At 66.5% G+C, this 16,808-nt stretch carries 16 protein-coding genes; 7 read left to right on the top strand and 9 right to left on the bottom strand.

The genetic code is table 11. The features are described 5' to 3' along the window. Positions 1-2 precede the first annotated feature (2 nt). From QZL87_RS04035 to QZL87_RS04065, 7 genes are all read right to left on the bottom strand, one after another. Positions 3-242 carry a hypothetical protein gene (locus QZL87_RS04035; protein ID WP_295324016.1) on the bottom strand — a complete coding sequence of 80 codons (240 nt, stop codon included), beginning with the start codon at positions 240-242 and terminating at the stop codon, positions 3-5. A gap of 109 nt (positions 243-351) precedes the next feature. Beyond that, positions 352-654, bottom strand: a complete 303-nt coding sequence (locus tag QZL87_RS04040) for a UBP-type zinc finger domain-containing protein (protein ID WP_295324019.1) — start codon at positions 652-654, stop codon at positions 352-354. Then, positions 651-1,610: a DUF5996 family protein gene (locus tag QZL87_RS04045; protein WP_295324021.1), complete on the bottom strand. Its 960-nt coding sequence runs from the start codon at positions 1,608-1,610 to the stop codon at positions 651-653. Before QZL87_RS04045 ends, QZL87_RS04040 begins: the two co-directional genes overlap by 4 nt. Positions 1,611-1,963: 353 nt before the next feature. Beyond that, on the bottom strand, positions 1,964-2,632 hold the full coding sequence (locus tag QZL87_RS04050) for a spermidine synthase (RefSeq protein ID WP_295324023.1): 669 nt from the start codon (positions 2,630-2,632) through the stop codon (positions 1,964-1,966). A gap of 7 nt (positions 2,633-2,639) precedes the next feature. Continuing rightward, complete coding sequence (locus tag QZL87_RS04055) at positions 2,640-3,890, bottom strand: N-succinylarginine dihydrolase (RefSeq protein WP_295324025.1); 1,251 nt, start codon at positions 3,888-3,890, stop codon at positions 2,640-2,642. 153 nt (positions 3,891-4,043) lie between these two features. Beyond that, positions 4,044-5,045 carry an arginine N-succinyltransferase gene (locus tag QZL87_RS04060; protein ID WP_295324027.1) on the bottom strand — a complete coding sequence of 334 codons (1,002 nt, stop codon included), beginning with the start codon at positions 5,043-5,045 and terminating at the stop codon, positions 4,044-4,046. Next, positions 5,042-6,253: a hydrolase gene (locus tag QZL87_RS04065; protein ID WP_295326744.1), complete on the bottom strand. Its 1,212-nt coding sequence runs from the start codon at positions 6,251-6,253 to the stop codon at positions 5,042-5,044. Before QZL87_RS04065 ends, QZL87_RS04060 begins: the two co-directional genes overlap by 4 nt. Before the next feature lie 221 nt (positions 6,254-6,474). Between QZL87_RS04065 and QZL87_RS04070 the strand changes: the two genes are divergently transcribed. Beyond that, the gene (locus QZL87_RS04070) at positions 6,475-7,620 is read left to right on the top strand and encodes a GGDEF domain-containing protein (RefSeq protein WP_295324030.1); all 1,146 of its coding nucleotides are present in this window, start codon (positions 6,475-6,477) and stop codon (positions 7,618-7,620) included. 2 nt (positions 7,621-7,622) lie between these two features. On the opposite strand, the gene QZL87_RS04075 is transcribed toward QZL87_RS04070, so the two are convergent. Next, complete coding sequence (locus QZL87_RS04075; protein ID WP_295324032.1) at positions 7,623-7,922, bottom strand: hypothetical protein; 300 nt, start codon at positions 7,920-7,922, stop codon at positions 7,623-7,625. A gap of 168 nt (positions 7,923-8,090) precedes the next feature. On the opposite strand from QZL87_RS04075, the gene QZL87_RS04080 reads away from it, so the two are divergent. From QZL87_RS04080 to QZL87_RS04100, 5 genes are all read left to right on the top strand, one after another. Continuing rightward, positions 8,091-10,184: a malate synthase G gene (locus QZL87_RS04080; protein ID WP_295324034.1), complete on the top strand. Its 2,094-nt coding sequence runs from the start codon at positions 8,091-8,093 to the stop codon at positions 10,182-10,184. Between the two features lie 156 nt (positions 10,185-10,340). Continuing rightward, on the top strand, positions 10,341-11,240 hold the full coding sequence (dmeF, locus tag QZL87_RS04085; protein ID WP_295324037.1) for a CDF family Co(II)/Ni(II) efflux transporter DmeF: 900 nt from the start codon (positions 10,341-10,343) through the stop codon (positions 11,238-11,240). Positions 11,241-11,346: 106 nt separating this feature from the next. Continuing rightward, complete coding sequence (locus QZL87_RS04090; protein ID WP_295324039.1) at positions 11,347-11,970, top strand: DJ-1/PfpI family protein; 624 nt, start codon at positions 11,347-11,349, stop codon at positions 11,968-11,970. 81 nt (positions 11,971-12,051) lie between these two features. Next, entirely contained in the window at positions 12,052-14,067 is a 2,016-nt protein-coding gene (locus QZL87_RS04095) for a GMC family oxidoreductase N-terminal domain-containing protein (protein ID WP_295324041.1), read from the top strand. Between the two features lie 152 nt (positions 14,068-14,219). After that, positions 14,220-14,948 carry a rhodanese-related sulfurtransferase gene (locus QZL87_RS04100; protein WP_362988623.1) on the top strand — a complete coding sequence of 243 codons (729 nt, stop codon included), beginning with the start codon at positions 14,220-14,222 and terminating at the stop codon, positions 14,946-14,948. 140 nt (positions 14,949-15,088) lie between these two features. On the opposite strand, the gene QZL87_RS04105 is transcribed toward QZL87_RS04100, so the two are convergent. After that, on the bottom strand, positions 15,089-15,715 hold the full coding sequence (locus QZL87_RS04105) for a class I SAM-dependent methyltransferase (protein WP_295324044.1): 627 nt from the start codon (positions 15,713-15,715) through the stop codon (positions 15,089-15,091). A 93-nt stretch (positions 15,716-15,808) separates the two neighbouring features. Here QZL87_RS04105 and trxB point away from each other — a divergent pair, with 93 nt between their 5' ends. After that, a complete protein-coding gene (gene trxB / locus QZL87_RS04110; protein WP_295324047.1) occupies positions 15,809-16,774 on the top strand; it encodes a thioredoxin-disulfide reductase in 966 nt (321 codons plus the stop codon). Positions 16,775-16,808 lie beyond the last annotated feature (34 nt).

The raw sequence follows: 16,808 nt of genomic DNA on the forward strand, positions 1-16,808 counted from the left end.
ATCTACGGGATCTGCTTCGCTGCCTCCGCGGCCTGTTCGTAACGCAGGCAGTCGAAAATCTTCGCGCCGGCGAGAAACACCGACCCGGTGCAGGCGAGCAGCAGCAGCTTTCCCCCGTAACCCGGATATTCGTGCAGATAGGCCGCCCCGCGCGCCATCGCGCCGACGGCGAGCGCATAGATGATGAGGCACGCCTCAAGGCGCGTCTTGATGACGAACAGGCGTCCGATCTTCTTCAGCATCACCAACAACCCAAGCAAGCGCCGTGCCATCGGCCAAAATCAAGGATTCGGCGCGGCGGGTCTATGGTAAATTGTAAGTTAATCCGACAGGTGGGGGAAGGGCGGATGTTTAGAAATAGCGCGGAATCGGCCCGATCTGCCGCGTCTGGTCGGGAAGGGTGACGACGGCATCGTCGATATAGCACCAACCCCAACCCTCGGGCGGGTCATAGCCCTCGATCACCGGATGCCCGGTCTCGTGAAAATGTGCGCGGGCGTGGCGCGACGGCGAATCGTCGCAGCAGCCGACATGGCCGCAAGTGCGGCAGAGGCGCAGATGCACCCAGATGCCGCCCGTCCGCAAACATTCTTCGCATCCCTTGGCGCTCGGCGTCACATCCTGGATCGCGGCTTCGTGCGAACAGTTCGTCATGCACTCTTCTCCGTTTTGCGGACCCGCGCCGGCATCCCCATCGCGCATTCGAGCGCGGCGCGGTCCCAGCCAGCGGCGTCGGCCGCGGCGGCATAAGTGGCTTCGAGGAAATCGAGCAGCAGCGCATCGGGCGAAGCCGCCGTTCGCACGGCTTCATAGGGCAGGATATATTCGCCGAGTTCCCCATCGAAGCGCGCCGCCGGCGGCACCGGCCCCGCGCGAAAGCCCTCCGGCTCGGGGTAGGCGTAGGAATAAAAGGCCGGCTCGGGAAAGCCGTCACCGCCGGGCCAGAAGCCCGCGCTGCTGACTTCGTGCGAATAGGCTTCGCGCGTCACCGGATCGGGCAGGCCCGGCACCCCGCCGGGGTGCGGCGGCGCGGTGCGCCCCGAAAAGCGCGTCACCGCGAGGTCGAAGCTGCCCCAGAAGAAATGCACCGGGCTCGCCTTGCCGAGAAAACCGCTGCGGAAGAGCTTGAAGACGCGGTCGACCTGCACCAGCGCGCGCCAGAAACGATGCGCCGCATCGGCGTCATAGCTCTTATGGCTCTCGTCGCGCGCAAAGGGGATCGGGTCGGGCATCTCGTTGGGCACGCCGTGAATGCGGACCTCCATGCCGAGGTCGGCGAGCAGCCCCAGCAGCCGGTCGTGGAAATCGGCGACGCTGCGCGGTTCGAGCGCCAGCTCGCGTTGCTGGCCTTCGCTCGTGCGGCAGACCAGCCGGTGCGCGATGAAATCGAACTCGATCTCGAGCAGTTCGTGTCCCGCCGGGATCGGCGAAGTCGTGAGGCCGCGCGCGCTGACATAGAGCGGGACCTGCCAGCCGTGATTGAGCCAGGGCGTCAGCGACAGACGGATCTTTCCGACGATCTGCGTCCAGAGTTGTAGGGTGATCGCGGTATCGCGCCAGTCGGCCCAGCGCAGTTCGGGCCAGATCGCCGCTCGCTCGTCCGGTGACATTCGGCTCTCCTCATCGAAGGATCGAGTCCCGCCCCCGCCGATGTTAGCTGGCCGCGGCGCGATCGGCCAGTCATGGAATTCAGCGATGTCCGCAGCGGGGTGGTGAGCGGCCATTCCCAACATTCGTCATTCCCGCGAAAGCGGGAACCCCGTGTGGGATCAGCCTACGCACGCTCTGGGTTCCCGCTTTCGCGGGAATGACGATGTAAAAGGCCGCAATCGGCCAGTCTCAGACATTCGTCATCCCGGACTTGATCCGGGATCCACTCTTTCCACGCTGCGTAAATGGACCCCGGATCAAGTCCGGGGTGACGATGAAACATAGGTCCGCTCCCAGTCGAAACCCGCCAGAACTACGCTCTCGCAAACCAGATGATATGCCGGGCGCCCTTGCCGCCCGCTCGCGCGCGCAGTGCGACTTCTTCTACCCCGAAGCCCGCCGCCGTCAGCCGGCGCGCGAACCGCGCGTCGGGCGCCGCCGACCAGATCGCGAGGGTTCCGCCCGGACGCAGCGCCGCCTTCGCCGATGCGAGCCCCGCCGCCGAGTAAATACCGTCGTTCGCTTCGCGCACCAGCCCGTCGGGACCATTGTCGACGTCGAGCAGGATCGCGTCGTAACGGCCGCGCCCGGCGGTGATCGCGGCCGCGACATCGCCGACGATCAGTTCGACGCGCGGATCGTCGAGGCAGCCCGCGGCGATTTCGGCCATCGGCCCGCGCGCCCACTCGATGATCTCGGGAACGAGTTCAGCGACGGTGACCTTCGCGTTCGGGCCGAGCACCGCCAGCGCGGCGCGCAGTGTAAAGCCCATGCCATAGCCGCCGATCAGCAGGCTCGCCGCGCCCGGGCTGCGCAGCCGTTCGCAGCTCATCACCGCGAGCGCCTCTTCGGAACCGCTCATCCGGCTGTTCATCAACTCGTTGCCGCCGATCGCGATGATGAAATCGTCGCCGCGCCGGTAGAGGCGCAGTTCGCCGCCGCCGGGGATCCGCGCCGTGTCGAGCAGTTCGCGTATCTTCAAGGGAGGATCAGTCCAGTTCGCCGAGGCCGAGTTCGGCGAGCAGGGCGCTCCGCGCCTTGCGCACATCGTTCGCCAGCGCGGCCGAAGCGAGATCGCCCGGCGCGATCGCCTCGGGCCAATGCGCCGCGACGACGTCCGCGATCCGGTCGAGCTTGGCCTCGTCGGCGATGAAGCGCGGATCGACGGTCGCGGGATCGGCGACGACGCGCAGGCGCAGGCAAGCGGGGCCGCCGCCGTTCGCCATCGACTGGCGGACATCGACGGGCAGCAGGCGGCGGATCGGGCCGTTGCCCGCGATCATATCTTCCAGCCAGCTCCAGACCGCGGGCGTGGCCTGCGCCTCGGTCGGCAGCACCAGCCCCATGCCGCTACCATCGGGCAGGCTGACGAGCTGGGCGTTGAACAGATAGGATCTGATCGCGTGCGCCAGGCTCACCGCGCTCGCGGGCACCTCGACGATCTCGACCGCGGGGAAGGCCCTGCGGATTTCGGCATGCGCCGCTTCGCGATCCTCGAACGCGGTCTCGTGGGTGAAGAGCACATGCTCGTTCGCGACCGCGACGACGTCGTTGTGGAAGGCGCCGCCCTGGATCGCGGTGTCCGACTGGCGGATGAAGAGCGTGCGCGCGGGATCGAGCCGGTGCTTTCGGGCGATCGCCTTCGACGCGTCGAGATGCTGGCGCGCGGGGAAGCGCCCGCCGCCGACCCCATAGACGAAGATTTCGACGCCCGCCGCGTCGTGCCCGCTGCACAGCCGCATATGGTTCGCCGCGCCCTCGTCGCCGAAAGGGGCGGGGACGGGAGCGTGGACCTGAAAGGCCGGATCGGCGAACGCAAGGCGAAGCTGCGCGAGCGTGCCGGACCATTCGTGGCTGCGGTGCGGCATGGTGACAAGGTTCGCGACGGTCAGATGGCATTTGCCGTCGGCGCTGTCGGGGGCGGGGGAAACCGTCGCGGCATTCGCGGCCCACATCGACGAGGCCGACCAGGCCTGCGCGCGCAAATGGCGTTCGGCCTCTTCGGACGAGGTGCCGAGCTGGGCAAGCCACGGCGCGTCGGGGCGATCGAGCGGCATGAAAAAGCCCTGGGGGAGGCCGAGCGCCAGATTGTGGCGCATCTTCTCGATGCCCTGCAGTGCGGCGGCGCGCGGCTGCGACACGTCGCCCGCATGGCTCGCCGACGCGATATTGCCGCGGCTGAGCCCCGCATAATTATGGCTGGGCCCGATGATTCCGTCGAAGTTGATTTCGGTGAGCATTGTGTCCTCTTTCAATCCCTCCCCTTCAGGGGAGGGCAGCGAGACTTGGCAGCTTGCTGCCTAGTCGCAGCGGGTGGGGGGCAGCGGCCTGACGCCATGCCGCTGGCCCCCACCCCCAACCCCTCCCCTTAAGGGGAGGGGCTTTATTTGGTTCTACCGCCCGATCCAGCTGATCGCGTCGCCCTTGCCGACGCCTAAAATGCGCGCCGCCTCGGCATCGATCGTCGCGTCAGCGCCGACCTTTCCGAAACAGCAGCGGAAATCGCCGAGCCGCCCGGTCGCGATCAGCGCGTCCTCGCCGCTTTCGGCAATTCCCGTCACCTCGACATGCTTCGCGTCGCGCACGCTCGCGACCTGGTCGGTGCGCGCGGTCATCGTCGGGCCGCCGTCGAAGATGTCGACATAATTTTCGAAGGCGAAGCCCTCATTCTCCAGCATCCGCATCGCCGCGCGCCCGGTCGGGTGCGGGACGCCGATCACGCTGCGCGCATGTTCGTTCAGCATCGCGATATAGACGGGATGCTTGGGCATCAGGTCGGCGATGAACTGGTTGCCGTGGACCGCGTTGAACTGGTCGGCTTCCTGGAAATTCATCCCGAAGAATTTGCCCGCGACCCCGTCCCAGAAGGGCGATCCGCCCGCCTCGTCGATCACGCCGCGCAGCTCGGCGAGGATGCGGTCGCCGAAGCGCGCGCGGTGGCGCGCGATAAACAGATAGCGCGAGCGCGCGAGCAGCAGTCCGAGCCCGCCGGCGCGCGCCGCGGGGTGCAGGAACAGCCCGCCGACCTCGCTCGCGCCGTTGAGGTCGTTGCTCAGCATCAGCACCTGCGCGTGAAAGGTGCGGTTCAATTGCTCGCTATGCTTGCTGTCGGTGCCGATGCGATAGGAGTAGAAGGGCCAGCGTTGGCCGACCTGTCCGAAAATCTGGCAGGTGCCGCGCACTTCGCCGCTGTCCAGATCCTCGAGCACCATCAGATAAAGCTCGTCGGCGGGATATTCCTTGTCCGAGTTGAAACCCGCCTCGGCGCGCTCGAGCTTGGCGCGCAGGGCCTTTTTGTCGGGGGGCAGGTTGGTGAAGCCGCCGCCGGTCAGCTTCGCCATTTCGTAAATGCTTTGCAGGTCGCCCGGTTTGGCCGCCCGGATCACATAATTCACACAGTCCCCCGTTCCGCTATTCTCAACATGGTCAGCGCCGACAGCTGCGCCCGCTCGGCGAGGCTGCCGGCGATCAGAAATTCTTCCGGGCTATGGATCGCGCCGCCGCGCGGCCCCATCGTGTCGACGACCGGAATCCCGCACGCCGCGATATTGTTGCCGTCGCAGACGCCGCCGGTCGCGTTCCAGCCGATCGGCGGCAGGCCGAGCGTCGCGCCGCAGTCGCGCACCAGTTCGAACAGGCGCGTCGCGGCGGGGTCGAGCGGCTTCGGCGGCCGGTTGAAATTGCCGTGAATATGGCAATGCACGTCATGCTCGCGCGACACCGCGGCGACCGCGTCGCGCAGCTCCGCTTCGGCCTCGATCATCGCTTCGGGCGTTGACGGGCGCATGTTGACGCGCAGGATCGCGCTGTCGGGAACGACATTATTGGGGCCGCCGCCGTCGATCTTCGCGGGATTGACCTTGAGTGTCGGCGATTTCAGTTTCGCGAGCCGCAGCGCGAGGTCGGCCGCCGCGAGCAACGCGTTGCGCCCGTCGTCGGGGTTGCGCCCGGCATGGGCCGAGAGGCCGTGGACGATCACCGAAAAATTGCCGCTCCCCGGCCGCGCGCCCGCCAGCGTGCCGTCGGGGAGGGCGGGCTCATAGGTCAGCGCGGCGGTCTTGCCCTTCGCAAGTTCGGCGATCAGCGCCGCGGAAGCATGGCTGCCCGTTTCCTCGTCGCTGTTGATCATCACGTCATAGCCGACGCGCTCCGCCAGCGGCGAGCTTTCGAGCGCCGTGAGCGCAGCGAGGATCACCGAAAGACCGCCCTTCATGTCGGCGGTGCCGGGGCCATTGAGCACGCCGGGCTCGATCCATTGGAGCGACTGGAACGGATGATCGGCGGCGAACACCGTGTCCATATGCCCGGTCAGCAGCAATTGCACCGGCGCTTCGGGCCGGACGCGCAGGTGAAGATGGTCGCCGCGCTCGGTGACCTTGATCTGCCCGGCGGCATCGACGCTCTCGACCGGGTCGGCGGCGACGAGCCGGACCTCGCCCGGCAAGGCGGAAAAGGCGTCGGCCAGCTCGCCCGCGACGCGCTTCAACCCCGCAAGGTTGCCGGTGCCGCTGTTGATCGCCGCCCATCGTTCCACCTGCGCCAGCATCGGCGCGTCGGCGGCGCGTTCGATCGCGGCGTTTTCGGTTGCGGTCAGGCTGGTCATCGCCCGGCTATAGCGGGCGGCGAGGGGCTTTTGCACCCCCGGCCGCCATTTTGTCGCCGCGATACGGTAAGTCACTGCGGCGGGCAGGCAAATCGGGTAAGCACGCGCGCGAATCATCCCGAATCGCAAGGCATTAACCGAAAGTTCGGGACAGTCCGGCTACGCTGGCCGGACCGATGATGAGTGGGTCGATGACGACAGCTTTTGTGCTTGGCATTAACATGTCCGTGGCCGGCATTTTTGCCGTCGCCTTCGCCGTGGTCGCGGCGACCAACCGGACCGCGCGCGGCGCATGGTGGCTCGCGCTCGGCTATGGCATGGGGATCGTCTATGTCGGCCTGGAATTCCTTCTGACGCGGCAGGCCGATCCGACCCCCGTCGGCATCGGCATCTTCCTCGTCTTCCTGCTCGCGCTCAGCTTCGCGTTGATCGGCGTTGCGCAGCATTATCGCGCGCGGCCGCCATTGGGCGCGATGGCGGCGATATGGGTTCTCACCATCCTCGCCGTGCCCGTGATTTTCAGCATGACCTATGGCTCGACGCTGCGGCTGACGCTCTATCAGCTGCCCTATTTCGCGATGCAGGCACTGCTCGGGCTCATGATCTGGCGCTCGGGCCGCCGCCAGCCGCTCGACCTGCTGCTGATCGCGCTGCAGGGCGTCGCGGCGATCATCTATGCCGTCAAACCCTTCATCGCCGCCCAGATCGGAACGGCGAGTTCGCCGCAAGGCTATATGGCGACGACCTATGCCGCGATCTCGCAGAGCGGCAGCGTCGTCACGCTGATGGCAATCGCGCTCGTCATGCTGCTCGTCATGATGCGCGACACGACGGCGGAGATGGTCGCGCGTTCGGAAACCGACCCGCTGTCGAGCGTGCTCAACCGGCGAGGGTTCGAGCATCATGGCGAACTGGCGCTGCTGCGCGGCGAGGAGGCCGCGGTGCTGGTGACCGCCGACCTCGACAGCTTCAAGCAGATCAACGACAGCTTCGGCCATGCCGCGGGCGACGGGGTGATCGCGCATTTTGCCGCGATGCTGGCCGACATGGCGCCGGCAAGCGCGATCGTCGGGCGGATCGGCGGCGAAGAATTCGCCGTCCTGCTTCCGGGCGCGCTGCTGTCCGACGGGCGCCTCTATGCCGAGGCGGTGCGCACCGCCTTCGCGTCAGCGCGGCTCCCGGTGCTCGGGGTCGACCGCGCCTTCACGGCGTCGTTCGGCGTCGCGCAGCGCAGCCCGGGCGATTCGCTGTTCGAACTGTCGCGCCGCGCCGACGCCGCGCTGTATCGCGCCAAGGCCGGCGGACGGAACCAGGTCCGCGTCGCGCTCGGCGAATTGGCGTCAATTCCCGCCGTGGGCGCCGCCTGACCCTAAACCCCGAGGAGCGGCGTATCTTCTTCGCGCGGCGGTGCGGGCTCGAAGCCGGGAAGGGGCTCGAAGCCCTCTTCGCTGAGCTCGATGGACGCGAGGCCGCCGAGCTTGAAATGACCCAGCCGCGGTTCCTCGTCCGACCGCCAGCTCTTGTTCAGATTGAGCGCGCTGATGAACAGGTCGCCGCGGCGTTCGAACAGCAGATGCGGCGCCAGCGTCAGCGTCTGGCCGTTATACTGCGCCGTCACCAGCTTCTTGCGGGCGATGGCTTCCATCAATTTCAGTCGTGTGTCGTCCATGGATCCGGATCATTGGGGAGATGTCTATTTCGTTGTGCGTTGCAACGTAACCCAGGTGGGGCCCGTTGAAAAGCGCCCATTGCCAATCGAAACCAATCGCGGCATAGGGCGGCGGCCCTTTCCTCCCCGGGTCCACTGGCGCAGCCGCGCCGACCAGAGGGTGCTTGCATGACCGAATTTCTCGATCGCTCCGGCCTGTCCGTCGATTCGCGACTGGCCGACTTCATCGAACAGCGCGCGCTGCCGGGGACGGGGCTTGACGCCGCCCGCTTCTGGAGCGATTTTGCGGGCCTGCTCGCAAAGTTTGCGCCCGAAAATGCGGCGCTGCTCGCAAAGCGTGAGGATCTGCAGACGCGGATCGATGACTGGCACAAGGCGCGGGAAGGGCAGGCGCACGACCCCGCGGCCTATGAGGCGTTCCTGCGCGAGATCGGCTATCTCGTCCCCGAACCCGCGCCGTTCGCGGTCGGCACCCGCAATGTCGATCCCGAGATCGCGACGATGGCGGGCCCGCAGCTCGTCGTGCCCGCGCTCAATGCCCGCTTCGCCCTCAACGCCGCCAACGCACGCTGGGGCAGCCTTTACGACGCCTTCTACGGCACCGACGCGCTCGACGCGCCGCCGGCGAAGCCCGGCGGCTATGATTCCGAGCGCGGCGCCGCCGTGATCACGCGGGCGAAGGCCTTTCTGGATGAGGCGGTGCCGCTCGCCTCCGGAAGCTGGGCCGACTGGCAGGGGGGGCAGCTCGCGCTCGCCGATCCGTCGCAATGGGTGGGGAGCAAGCCCGGCGGCATCCTGCTCCGCCACAATGGCCTGCATATCGAACTGGTGATCGACCCCGATAGCGCGATCGGCAAGACCGACCCTGCGGGCATCGCCGACGTCATCCTCGAAGCCGCGCTGACGACCATCATCGACCTCGAGGATTCGGTCGCCGCCGTCGACGGCGAGGACAAGACGCTCGGCTACACCAACTGGCTCGGCCTGATGCGCGGCGATCTTGTCGAAAGTTTCGACAAGGGCGGCAAGACCGTGACCCGCGCGATGGCGCCCGACCGCGAATGGACATCGCCCGATGGCAAGCCCTTCACGCTGCACGGCCGCAGCGTGATGTTCGTGCGCAACGTCGGCCATCTGATGACGACGCCGATGATCAAGCTCCCCGACGGCGCCGAAGCGCCCGAGGGCCTCTGCGACGCGGTCATCACCAGCCTCTGCTCGCTGCACGACCTCAAGGAGCTCGGCACGCTCAGGAACAGCCGCGCCGGCAGCATCTATATCGTCAAGCCCAAGCAGCACGGGCCCGAGGAATGCGGTTTCACCGATCATGTTTTCAATGCCGTCGAGGACATGCTCGGCCTCGCGCGCCACACGATCAAGGTCGGTGTGATGGACGAGGAGCGCCGCACCAGCGCGAACCTCGCCGCGTGCATCCACGCGGTGAAGGACCGCATCGTCTTCATCAACACCGGCTTCCTCGACCGTACCGGCGACGAAATGCATTCCAGCATGGAAGCCGGCCCCATGATGCGCAAGGGCGACATGAAATCCAGCGCCTGGATCGCCGCCTACGAACGCAGCAACGTGCTGGTGGGGCTGGACTGCGGCCTGCGCGGCCGCGCCCAGATCGGCAAGGGCATGTGGGCGATGCCCGATCTGATGTACGCGATGCTGGAAGCGAAGATCGGGCATCCGAAGTCGGGCGCGAACACCGCGTGGGTGCCGTCGCCGACCGCCGCGACCTTGCACGCGCTGCACTATCATCAGGTCGATGTCTTTGCGCGCCAGCGCGAGATTGCGGGCGAGGCGGTGCCGTCGCTCGATCGGCTGCTCGCCATCCCCGTCGCGACGGGACGCAACTGGAGCGAAGCCGAAATCGCCCGCGAACTTGATAACAATTGCCAGGGCATCCTCGGCTATGTCGTTCGCTGGATCGATCAGGGCGTCGGCTGCTCGAAGGTCCCCGACATCGACGACGTCGGCCTGATGGAGGACCGCGCGACGCTGCGCATCTCGAGCCAGGCGCTCGCCAACTGGCTGCTCCACGGGGTCTGCACCGAAGCGCAGGTCGACGCCGCGCTCGCGCGCATGGCGGCCAAGGTCGATGCACAGAATGCTGGCGATCCGCTCTACGAAAAGCTGACACCGGACGGCATCGCCTACCGCGCCGCGCGCGCGCTGATCTTCGAAGGCGTGACTCAGCCGTCGGGTTATACCGAACCGCTGCTGCACAAATACCGGCAGATGAAGAAGGCGGGCTGAGCGAAGGAAAATGACCGGAGGCGGCCATGCTCTCCCCTCCCGCTTGCGGGAGGGGATATTGGCTCAACACCGCAACGTCCGATCCCCACTTCCACAGCCACTCCCGTCTCCCACGCCTCTTGTCGAATAAGCCGCGATGCGAAATAGATAGGCGGCATGTCCGAATCCCCACCCGCCCAGCATATCCACGACTTCCTCGGCGCCTCGCACGACGACAATGCGAAGCGCACGCTGTGGGTCGTCGCGCTGACCGCGGTGATGATGGTTGCGGAGATCGCGGCGGGTTATTGGACCGGGTCGATGGCGCTGCTTGCCGACGGCTTTCATATGGCGACGCACGCGGGCGCGCTCGGTCTTGCAGCACTTGCCTATCGCTATGCCAAGCAACATCGCCACGATCCGCGCTACAGCTTCGGCACCGGCAAGGTCGGCGATCTGACCGGCTTCGCCTCGGCGCTGATCCTCGGCATCTTCGCGATCGGGATCGCGGTCGAATCCTTCCTGCGGCTGATCGACCCCGTGCGCGTCGATTTCGCGAGCGCGACGCTCGTCGCAGTGCTCGGCCTCGTCGTCAATATCGTCAGCGCGCTGCTCTTGATGGGCGGGCACCACCATCACGGGCATGACCATGATCATGACCACCATCACCACGGCCACGACAATAATCTCCGCTCGGCCTATTTTCACGTCCTCGCCGACGCGCTGACCTCGCTGCTCGCGATCGGTGCGCTGCTTGCCGGGCGCTATCTCGGGCTCCACTGGATGGATCCGGCGATGGGTATCGTCGGCGCGCTCGTCATCGCGCGCTGGTCGTGGGGGCTGATGCGCGACACCGCCGCGATCCTGCTCGACACGAACGACGACGAGGCGGCGGCGGCGATCCGCTCGCGCGTCGAGGCGGCGGGTGCGGTCGTCACCGATCTTCATGTCTGGCGCGTCGGCCCACAGGCGCGCGCGGCGATCGTCGAAGTGAGGGGCGACGTGTCGTGCGAGGAACTGCGCGACCGGCTGACGGACATCGTGGCGGTCGCGCACCTGACGATCGCGCTGCGTTGATCGCTTTCGACTGACTGCACGCGCTCGCGCCGGGTTGATGACATCTTCGAAGGCGCGGTGTAGGCGCGAGCTCCTTTGGTCCTTTATCTTTTTCGGGAGTTTTGACGTGCAGATCGCGGTGCTGACCTTCGACGGTTTCAACGAACTCGATTCGTTCGTCGCCGCCGCCATTCTCAACCGCCTGCGCGGGCAGGGCTGGGAAGCGCATATCACCGCGCCGACGCCGCAAGTTACCTCGATGAACGGCGTGACGATCGAGCGCCAGCAACCGCTCGACTTCGCGGCCAAGGCCGACGCGGTGATCATCGGCAGCGGCATCCGGACGCGCGAGATCGCGGCCGATCCGCTGATGCTCGGGCGCATCCGGCTCGACCCCGCGCGCCAATTGATCGGCGCGCAATGTTCGGGAACATTGCTGCTCGCGCGGCTCGGGCTGATCGGCGATCTCCCCGCCTGCACCGACCTCACGACCAAACCCTGGGTGATCGAGGCGGGCGTCGAGGTGCTCGACGCACCCTTCGTCGCGCACGGCAATGTCGCGACGGCGGGCGGCTGCCTCGCGTCGCAATATCTCGCCGCGTGGATCATCGCGCGCCTCGCCGGGACGGCGGCCGCCGAAGAAGCGCTCCACTATGTCGCGCCGGTCGGCGAAAAGGCCGATTATGTCGGGCGGGCGATGGCGGCGGTTCAGCCCTTCCTCGTGCCGGAACAAGCCGCGCGCACCGCATAGCTGGCGATCCCATACAATACAGCTTGCTCCGCACCGCTATAACGCGGCATTTTGCGGCAGAGGGCAATTGGGGGCAGGGCGATGACGGCACCGTTCAATTTCGGGCAGCTCAAATTTCTGAAGGCGCTGACCGAGGCGCTGTTCCACGAGGCCGAGATGGTGATTTCGGCCGACCAGGTGGTCGCCAATGTCTGCGACCTGTTCGAAAAGGTCGGCGGCACCAAGCTCGAAGAAATCCAGCTGTCGCTGACCGCGACCGAGCTGGTGCTCGGCGGACCCTTTTTCATCGAGAATGATGTCGCGGACCGCGTCGAGCGGCTGACCGACCGCCTCAAAAACAGCCAGATCGACCTGTTTCAGGATATGGCGCGGCTGCGCGGCATCATCTACGCCTGCTATTACGGCCATTGGCAGCCGGGGCTCGAACCCGGCGACCAGGACGCCAACGCCGCCAATCCCGTCCACCGGCAGATCGGCTTCACCCTGCCGAAATTCCGCCAGCGCGGTGCCTTCGACGTTCCTCTCGACCCGGTCCACGGGCGCGAGATCGACCCCGCGCATATATTGGACGCGGGCAGCGTCGAGGACGAATATGACGTCGTCGTTATCGGCTCGGGCGCGGGGGGCGGGGTCGCCGCCCGCAATATCGCGGCGCAGGGTTACAAGGTGCTGATCGTCGAGGCGGGGCCTTTCTATCCCAGCCACGCGATCACCCATCATGAACTCGACATGATCGCGCGGCTCTACAAGCATGGCGCGCTGCAAACCTCGACCAACCGCGATTTCGTCGTGTTTCAGGGGCGCTGCGTCGGCGGTTCGTCGACGATCAACAACGGCATCTGCCTGCGCGTCAACGAGGCCGGGCGGACGCATCCCGACGCGCCAGACGTGCTCGCCAAATGGGCGAGCATCGGCGCGCCGATCGACGCCGCCGCCTTTCACGCCAGCTATGACGCGGTGCAGGCGCGGCTCGGCATCGCGCCGATCGAACCGCGCAGCGGGCGCCACAACGGTCCGCACCTGATCGAGGGGTGGACCAACTATGCGGCCGGGTCGAACAATCCGCGCGATCAGCGCGCCATAACCGACTGGTTCGCCAAGAATTTCGGCCCGCCGAATACGGTCAACGCCTGTGCTTACTGCGGCTATTGCAATTCGGGCTGCGCCTACGGACGGCGCATGGGGATCGCCCAGACCTATCTTCCCGAGGCGTGCCGCGATTTCGGGGCGCGGATATTGCCGGACACCAAGGCCGAACGCATCGTCTGGCAGACCGCCTACGACGGCCGGCGCGAGGCCGAGGCGGTGAAGCTGGTTCTGCCCGACGGGTCGAGGAGGCTCGTCCGCGCGCGCGTCGGCGTCGTGGTCGCGGCAGGCACGATCGCGTCGTCGAAGCTGCTCGACCGCAGCGACATCGACCGCACCGGCTATCAGGTCTCGCTGAACGTCGCCTCGCCGGTCGTCGCGCTGATGCCCGATGGCGTCGGCGGCGATGCGTGGGACGAGGACCAGATGTCGAGCTATGTCGATTGCGGCGACTATCTGCTCGAAAGCCATTTTCAGCCGCCGATGTCGATGGCGTCGCTGATGCCCGGCTGGTTCGGCGATCACGCAAGCCGCATGAAGAATTTCGGTCGCGTCCATTCGGCGGGCATCCTGTTCCCCGCCGACCGGCGCGGACGCGTCCGGAACGGCAAGCTCGAGTTCCGGCTCGACGCCAGCGACGACCTGCCGGTGCTGCGCGATGCGATGGCGACGCTCACCAAGGTCCATTTCGCCGCTGGCGCGCTCGAATGCTATCCCGCGCTCGCGAAGGGGCAGAAGGTCACGCCCGACATGGATGTCGATGCCTTTTTCCGTGACGCGATCCGCGAACAGGACGATGTCACCCTGTCGAGCAGCCATCCGCACGGCGGCAATGCGATCAATGAGAATCCGCAATATGGTATCGTCGACCTCGATTGCCGCGTTCACGAAACGACCAATGTGCTCGTCACCGACGCGAGCGTCTTCCCCAGCTGCATCCGCGTCAACGCGCAATGGACCACGATGGCGATGGCGCACTATGCGACGGGGCGGGGTGATCCGTTCGGGTAAGGCCAATCTTCATATCGTCATCCCGGCGAAGGCCGGGATCTCGCCGGATCGTCATGACGCGAGGTCGAGATCCCGGCCTTCGCCGGGATGACAGAATGGAGGAAAACGGCCCTTCGACAAGATAGGTGCGAACGGCTATGGGGGCGGCCGCCATGACCTTCACCGTCGCCGCCCTCTATCGCTTCGCCTCGTTCGGTGACCCCGCCCTATTGCGTCAGCCCTTGCTCGATCTCTGCACGGCCGAAGGCATCAAGGGAACGCTGCTGCTCGCGCAGGAAGGCATCAACGGCACCATTGCCGGAACAGAGACCGGCATCGCCGCCGTCATCGACCATATCCGCGCGCTTCCAGATTGCGCCGCGCTCGACGTCAAATATTCGACCGCCGCCGAGATGCCGTTCCAGCGGATGAAGGTGCGGCTGAAGAAAGAAATCGTGACGCTCAAGGTCCCCGGGCTCGATCCCGCGCGCGACGCTGCGCCCTATGTCGACCCCGCCGACTGGAACGCGCTGGTCGATGATCCCGGCACGGTGCTGATCGACACGCGCAATGCGTTCGAGGTCGGTTACGGCAGCTTCGCGGGTGCGGTCGATCCCGGGACGAAAAGCTTCGGCGACTTTCCCGGCTGGTGGCGCGCCAATGCCGACCGTTTCGCGGGCAAGCGCGTCGCGATGTTCTGCACCGGCGGCATCCGCTGCGAAAAATCGACCGCCTTCCTGCGCCACGAAGGCGTCGAGGACGTCGTCCATCTGAAGGGCGGCATCCTCGCCTATCTCGAACAGGTGCCGGAGGGCGACAGCCGCTGGCACGGGAGCTGCTTCGTCTTCGACGAGCGGGTGAGCGTCGGGCATGGATTGGCCGAAGTGGGCGAGAAGGCCTAGGCTGGGAGCGGACGTTTTACCCCACCATCGTCATTCCCGCGAAAGCGGGAATCCAGTTGCAACGCTGGCTCGCTGGGTTCCCGCTTTCGCGGGAATGACGAAGTAAGGGGAGGGCGGTTTGCGGCCGATAACTGTCGCGCCTACGTCCGCGCCCGTGCCACGCCATATTCGACCCAGCCGAACGGCCGCGGCGTTTTCGGCATATAGGCGGCGCCCTGCCGCTCGACGGCAAAGCCCGCCTTTTCATAGGCGCCGCCGATCGGGCGGGTCAGGTGGCAATTGCCGCCGATGCGCTTCCAGATCGGCTCGATCCGCCGCTGCCATTTCGCGACCCCCGCGTCGGGCGCGCTGCCATGCTCGAGGAACAGCGCCGTTCCGCCCGGCTTCAGCACGCGGCGGATTTCCGCGAGCACCGCCGCCTGATCGGTGACCGAACAGAGGGTGAAGGTGGTGACCACCGTGTCGAAGGACCCGCTCTCGAACGGCATCGCTTCACCAACACCGCCCCGGATGTCGGCGTCGATTCCGCGCGCCGCCGCGGCCGCGACGCTCATCGCCAGCAGTTCGGGCGAGGGGTCGAGCCCGCTGAAACTCTCGACCTGTCCCGGCCGATAGAATTCCATGTTGATCCCGCCGCCGCAGCCGAGTTCGAGCACATGGCCGCGCGCGAGCGGCACGACCTTGCTCCTGACCTTCATGATCTGCCCCTGCGAACAGGCGCATTTGATCAGCCGCGGCACTCCATGACGTTCCCACCAGCTTGCCATTTGGCAGTCTCCCCTTGGCGCGGAAGGTGACCCTTGCTAGCGCGGTTGGCAACACCCATCTGTGCCTGCCCGCACCGCCAACGAAAGATCGCCATGCCCGCCGTCCACCATACCAAGATGCTCATCCTCGGTTCCGGTCCCGCCGGCCTCTCGGCCGCCATCTATGCCGCGCGCGCGGGCATGATGCCGATCGTGGTGCAGGGGCTGCAGCCCGGCGGCCAGCTGACGATCACCACCGACGTCGAAAATTATCCGGGTTTCGCGGAGGTGATCCAGGGCCCGTGGCTGATGGAGCAGATGACCGCGCAGGCGATGCACGTCGGCACGAGCATGATCTGGGACACGATCGTCGACGTCGACCTGTCGCGCCGCCCGTTCAAGCTGACCGGCGACGGCGGCGACGTCTATATGGCCGAAACGCTGGTGATCGCGACCGGCGCGCAGGCGAAGTGGCTCGGCGTTCCGGGCGAGCAGGAACTGGGTGGCAAGGGCGTTTCGGCCTGCGCGACGTGCGATGGCTTCTTCTATCGCGGCAAGAAGGTCGTGGTGATCGGCGGCGGCAACACCGCGGTTGAGGAGGCGCTTTACCTGACCAACCATAGCGACGATGTGACGCTGATCCATCGCCGCGACAGCCTGCGCGCCGAAAAGATCCTGCAGGACCGGCTGATGGTCAATCCGAAGATCAAGGTCTTGTGGAACAAGAAGGTCGAGCGTTTCGTCGGCGGTGAGGGTGTCTCGGGCCTCGTCGGCGTCGACCTGATCGACACCGTCACCGGCGCGGCGAGCCACGAGCCGACCGATGGCGGCTTCGTCGCGATCGGCCACAGCCCGTCGACCGAATTGTTCAAGGGCAAGCTGCCGCTGGACGACGATGGTTATCTTCAGGTGACGCCGGGCACGTCGCTGACGGCGATCCCGGGCGTCTTCGCGGCGGGCGACGTGACCGACAAAATCTATCGCCAGGCGGTGACCGCCGCGGGCATGGGCTGCATGGCCGCGCTCGACGCGGAGCGGTTCCTGGCCGAAGCCGAATATCACGCGATGGCGACGGCCTGATCATCACGTCGCCCCCGCGAAGGCGGGGGCCGCT

Source organism: uncultured Sphingopyxis sp. (assembly GCF_900078365.1).
Classification (GTDB): Bacteria; Pseudomonadota; Alphaproteobacteria; order Sphingomonadales; family Sphingomonadaceae; genus Sphingopyxis.

Bases quoted from the DNA above. Each gene is read 5' to 3' on its own strand.
- QZL87_RS04035 (WP_295324016.1), bottom strand. From the start codon at position 242: ATGCTGAAGAAGATCGGACGCCTGTTCGTCATCAAGACGCGCCTTGAG.
- QZL87_RS04040 (WP_295324019.1), bottom strand. From the start codon at position 654: ATGACGAACTGTTCGCACGAAGCCGCGATCCAGGATGTGACGCCGAGC.
- QZL87_RS04045 (WP_295324021.1), bottom strand. From the start codon at position 1,610: ATGTCACCGGACGAGCGAGCGGCGATCTGGCCCGAACTGCGCTGGGCC.
- QZL87_RS04055 (WP_295324025.1), bottom strand. From the start codon at position 3,890: ATGCTCACCGAAATCAACTTCGACGGAATCATCGGGCCCAGCCATAAT.
- QZL87_RS04065 (WP_295326744.1), bottom strand. From the start codon at position 6,253: ATGACCAGCCTGACCGCAACCGAAAACGCCGCGATCGAACGCGCCGCC.
- QZL87_RS04070 (WP_295324030.1), top strand. From the start codon at position 6,475: ATGTCCGTGGCCGGCATTTTTGCCGTCGCCTTCGCCGTGGTCGCGGCG.
- QZL87_RS04075 (WP_295324032.1), bottom strand. From the start codon at position 7,922: ATGGACGACACACGACTGAAATTGATGGAAGCCATCGCCCGCAAGAAG.
- QZL87_RS04080 (WP_295324034.1), top strand. From the start codon at position 8,091: ATGACCGAATTTCTCGATCGCTCCGGCCTGTCCGTCGATTCGCGACTG.
- dmeF (WP_295324037.1), top strand. From the start codon at position 10,341: ATGTCCGAATCCCCACCCGCCCAGCATATCCACGACTTCCTCGGCGCC.
- QZL87_RS04095 (WP_295324041.1), top strand. From the start codon at position 12,052: ATGACGGCACCGTTCAATTTCGGGCAGCTCAAATTTCTGAAGGCGCTG.
- QZL87_RS04100 (WP_362988623.1), top strand. From the start codon at position 14,220: ATGACCTTCACCGTCGCCGCCCTCTATCGCTTCGCCTCGTTCGGTGAC.
- QZL87_RS04105 (WP_295324044.1), bottom strand. From the start codon at position 15,715: ATGGCAAGCTGGTGGGAACGTCATGGAGTGCCGCGGCTGATCAAATGC.
- trxB (WP_295324047.1), top strand. From the start codon at position 15,809: ATGCCCGCCGTCCACCATACCAAGATGCTCATCCTCGGTTCCGGTCCC.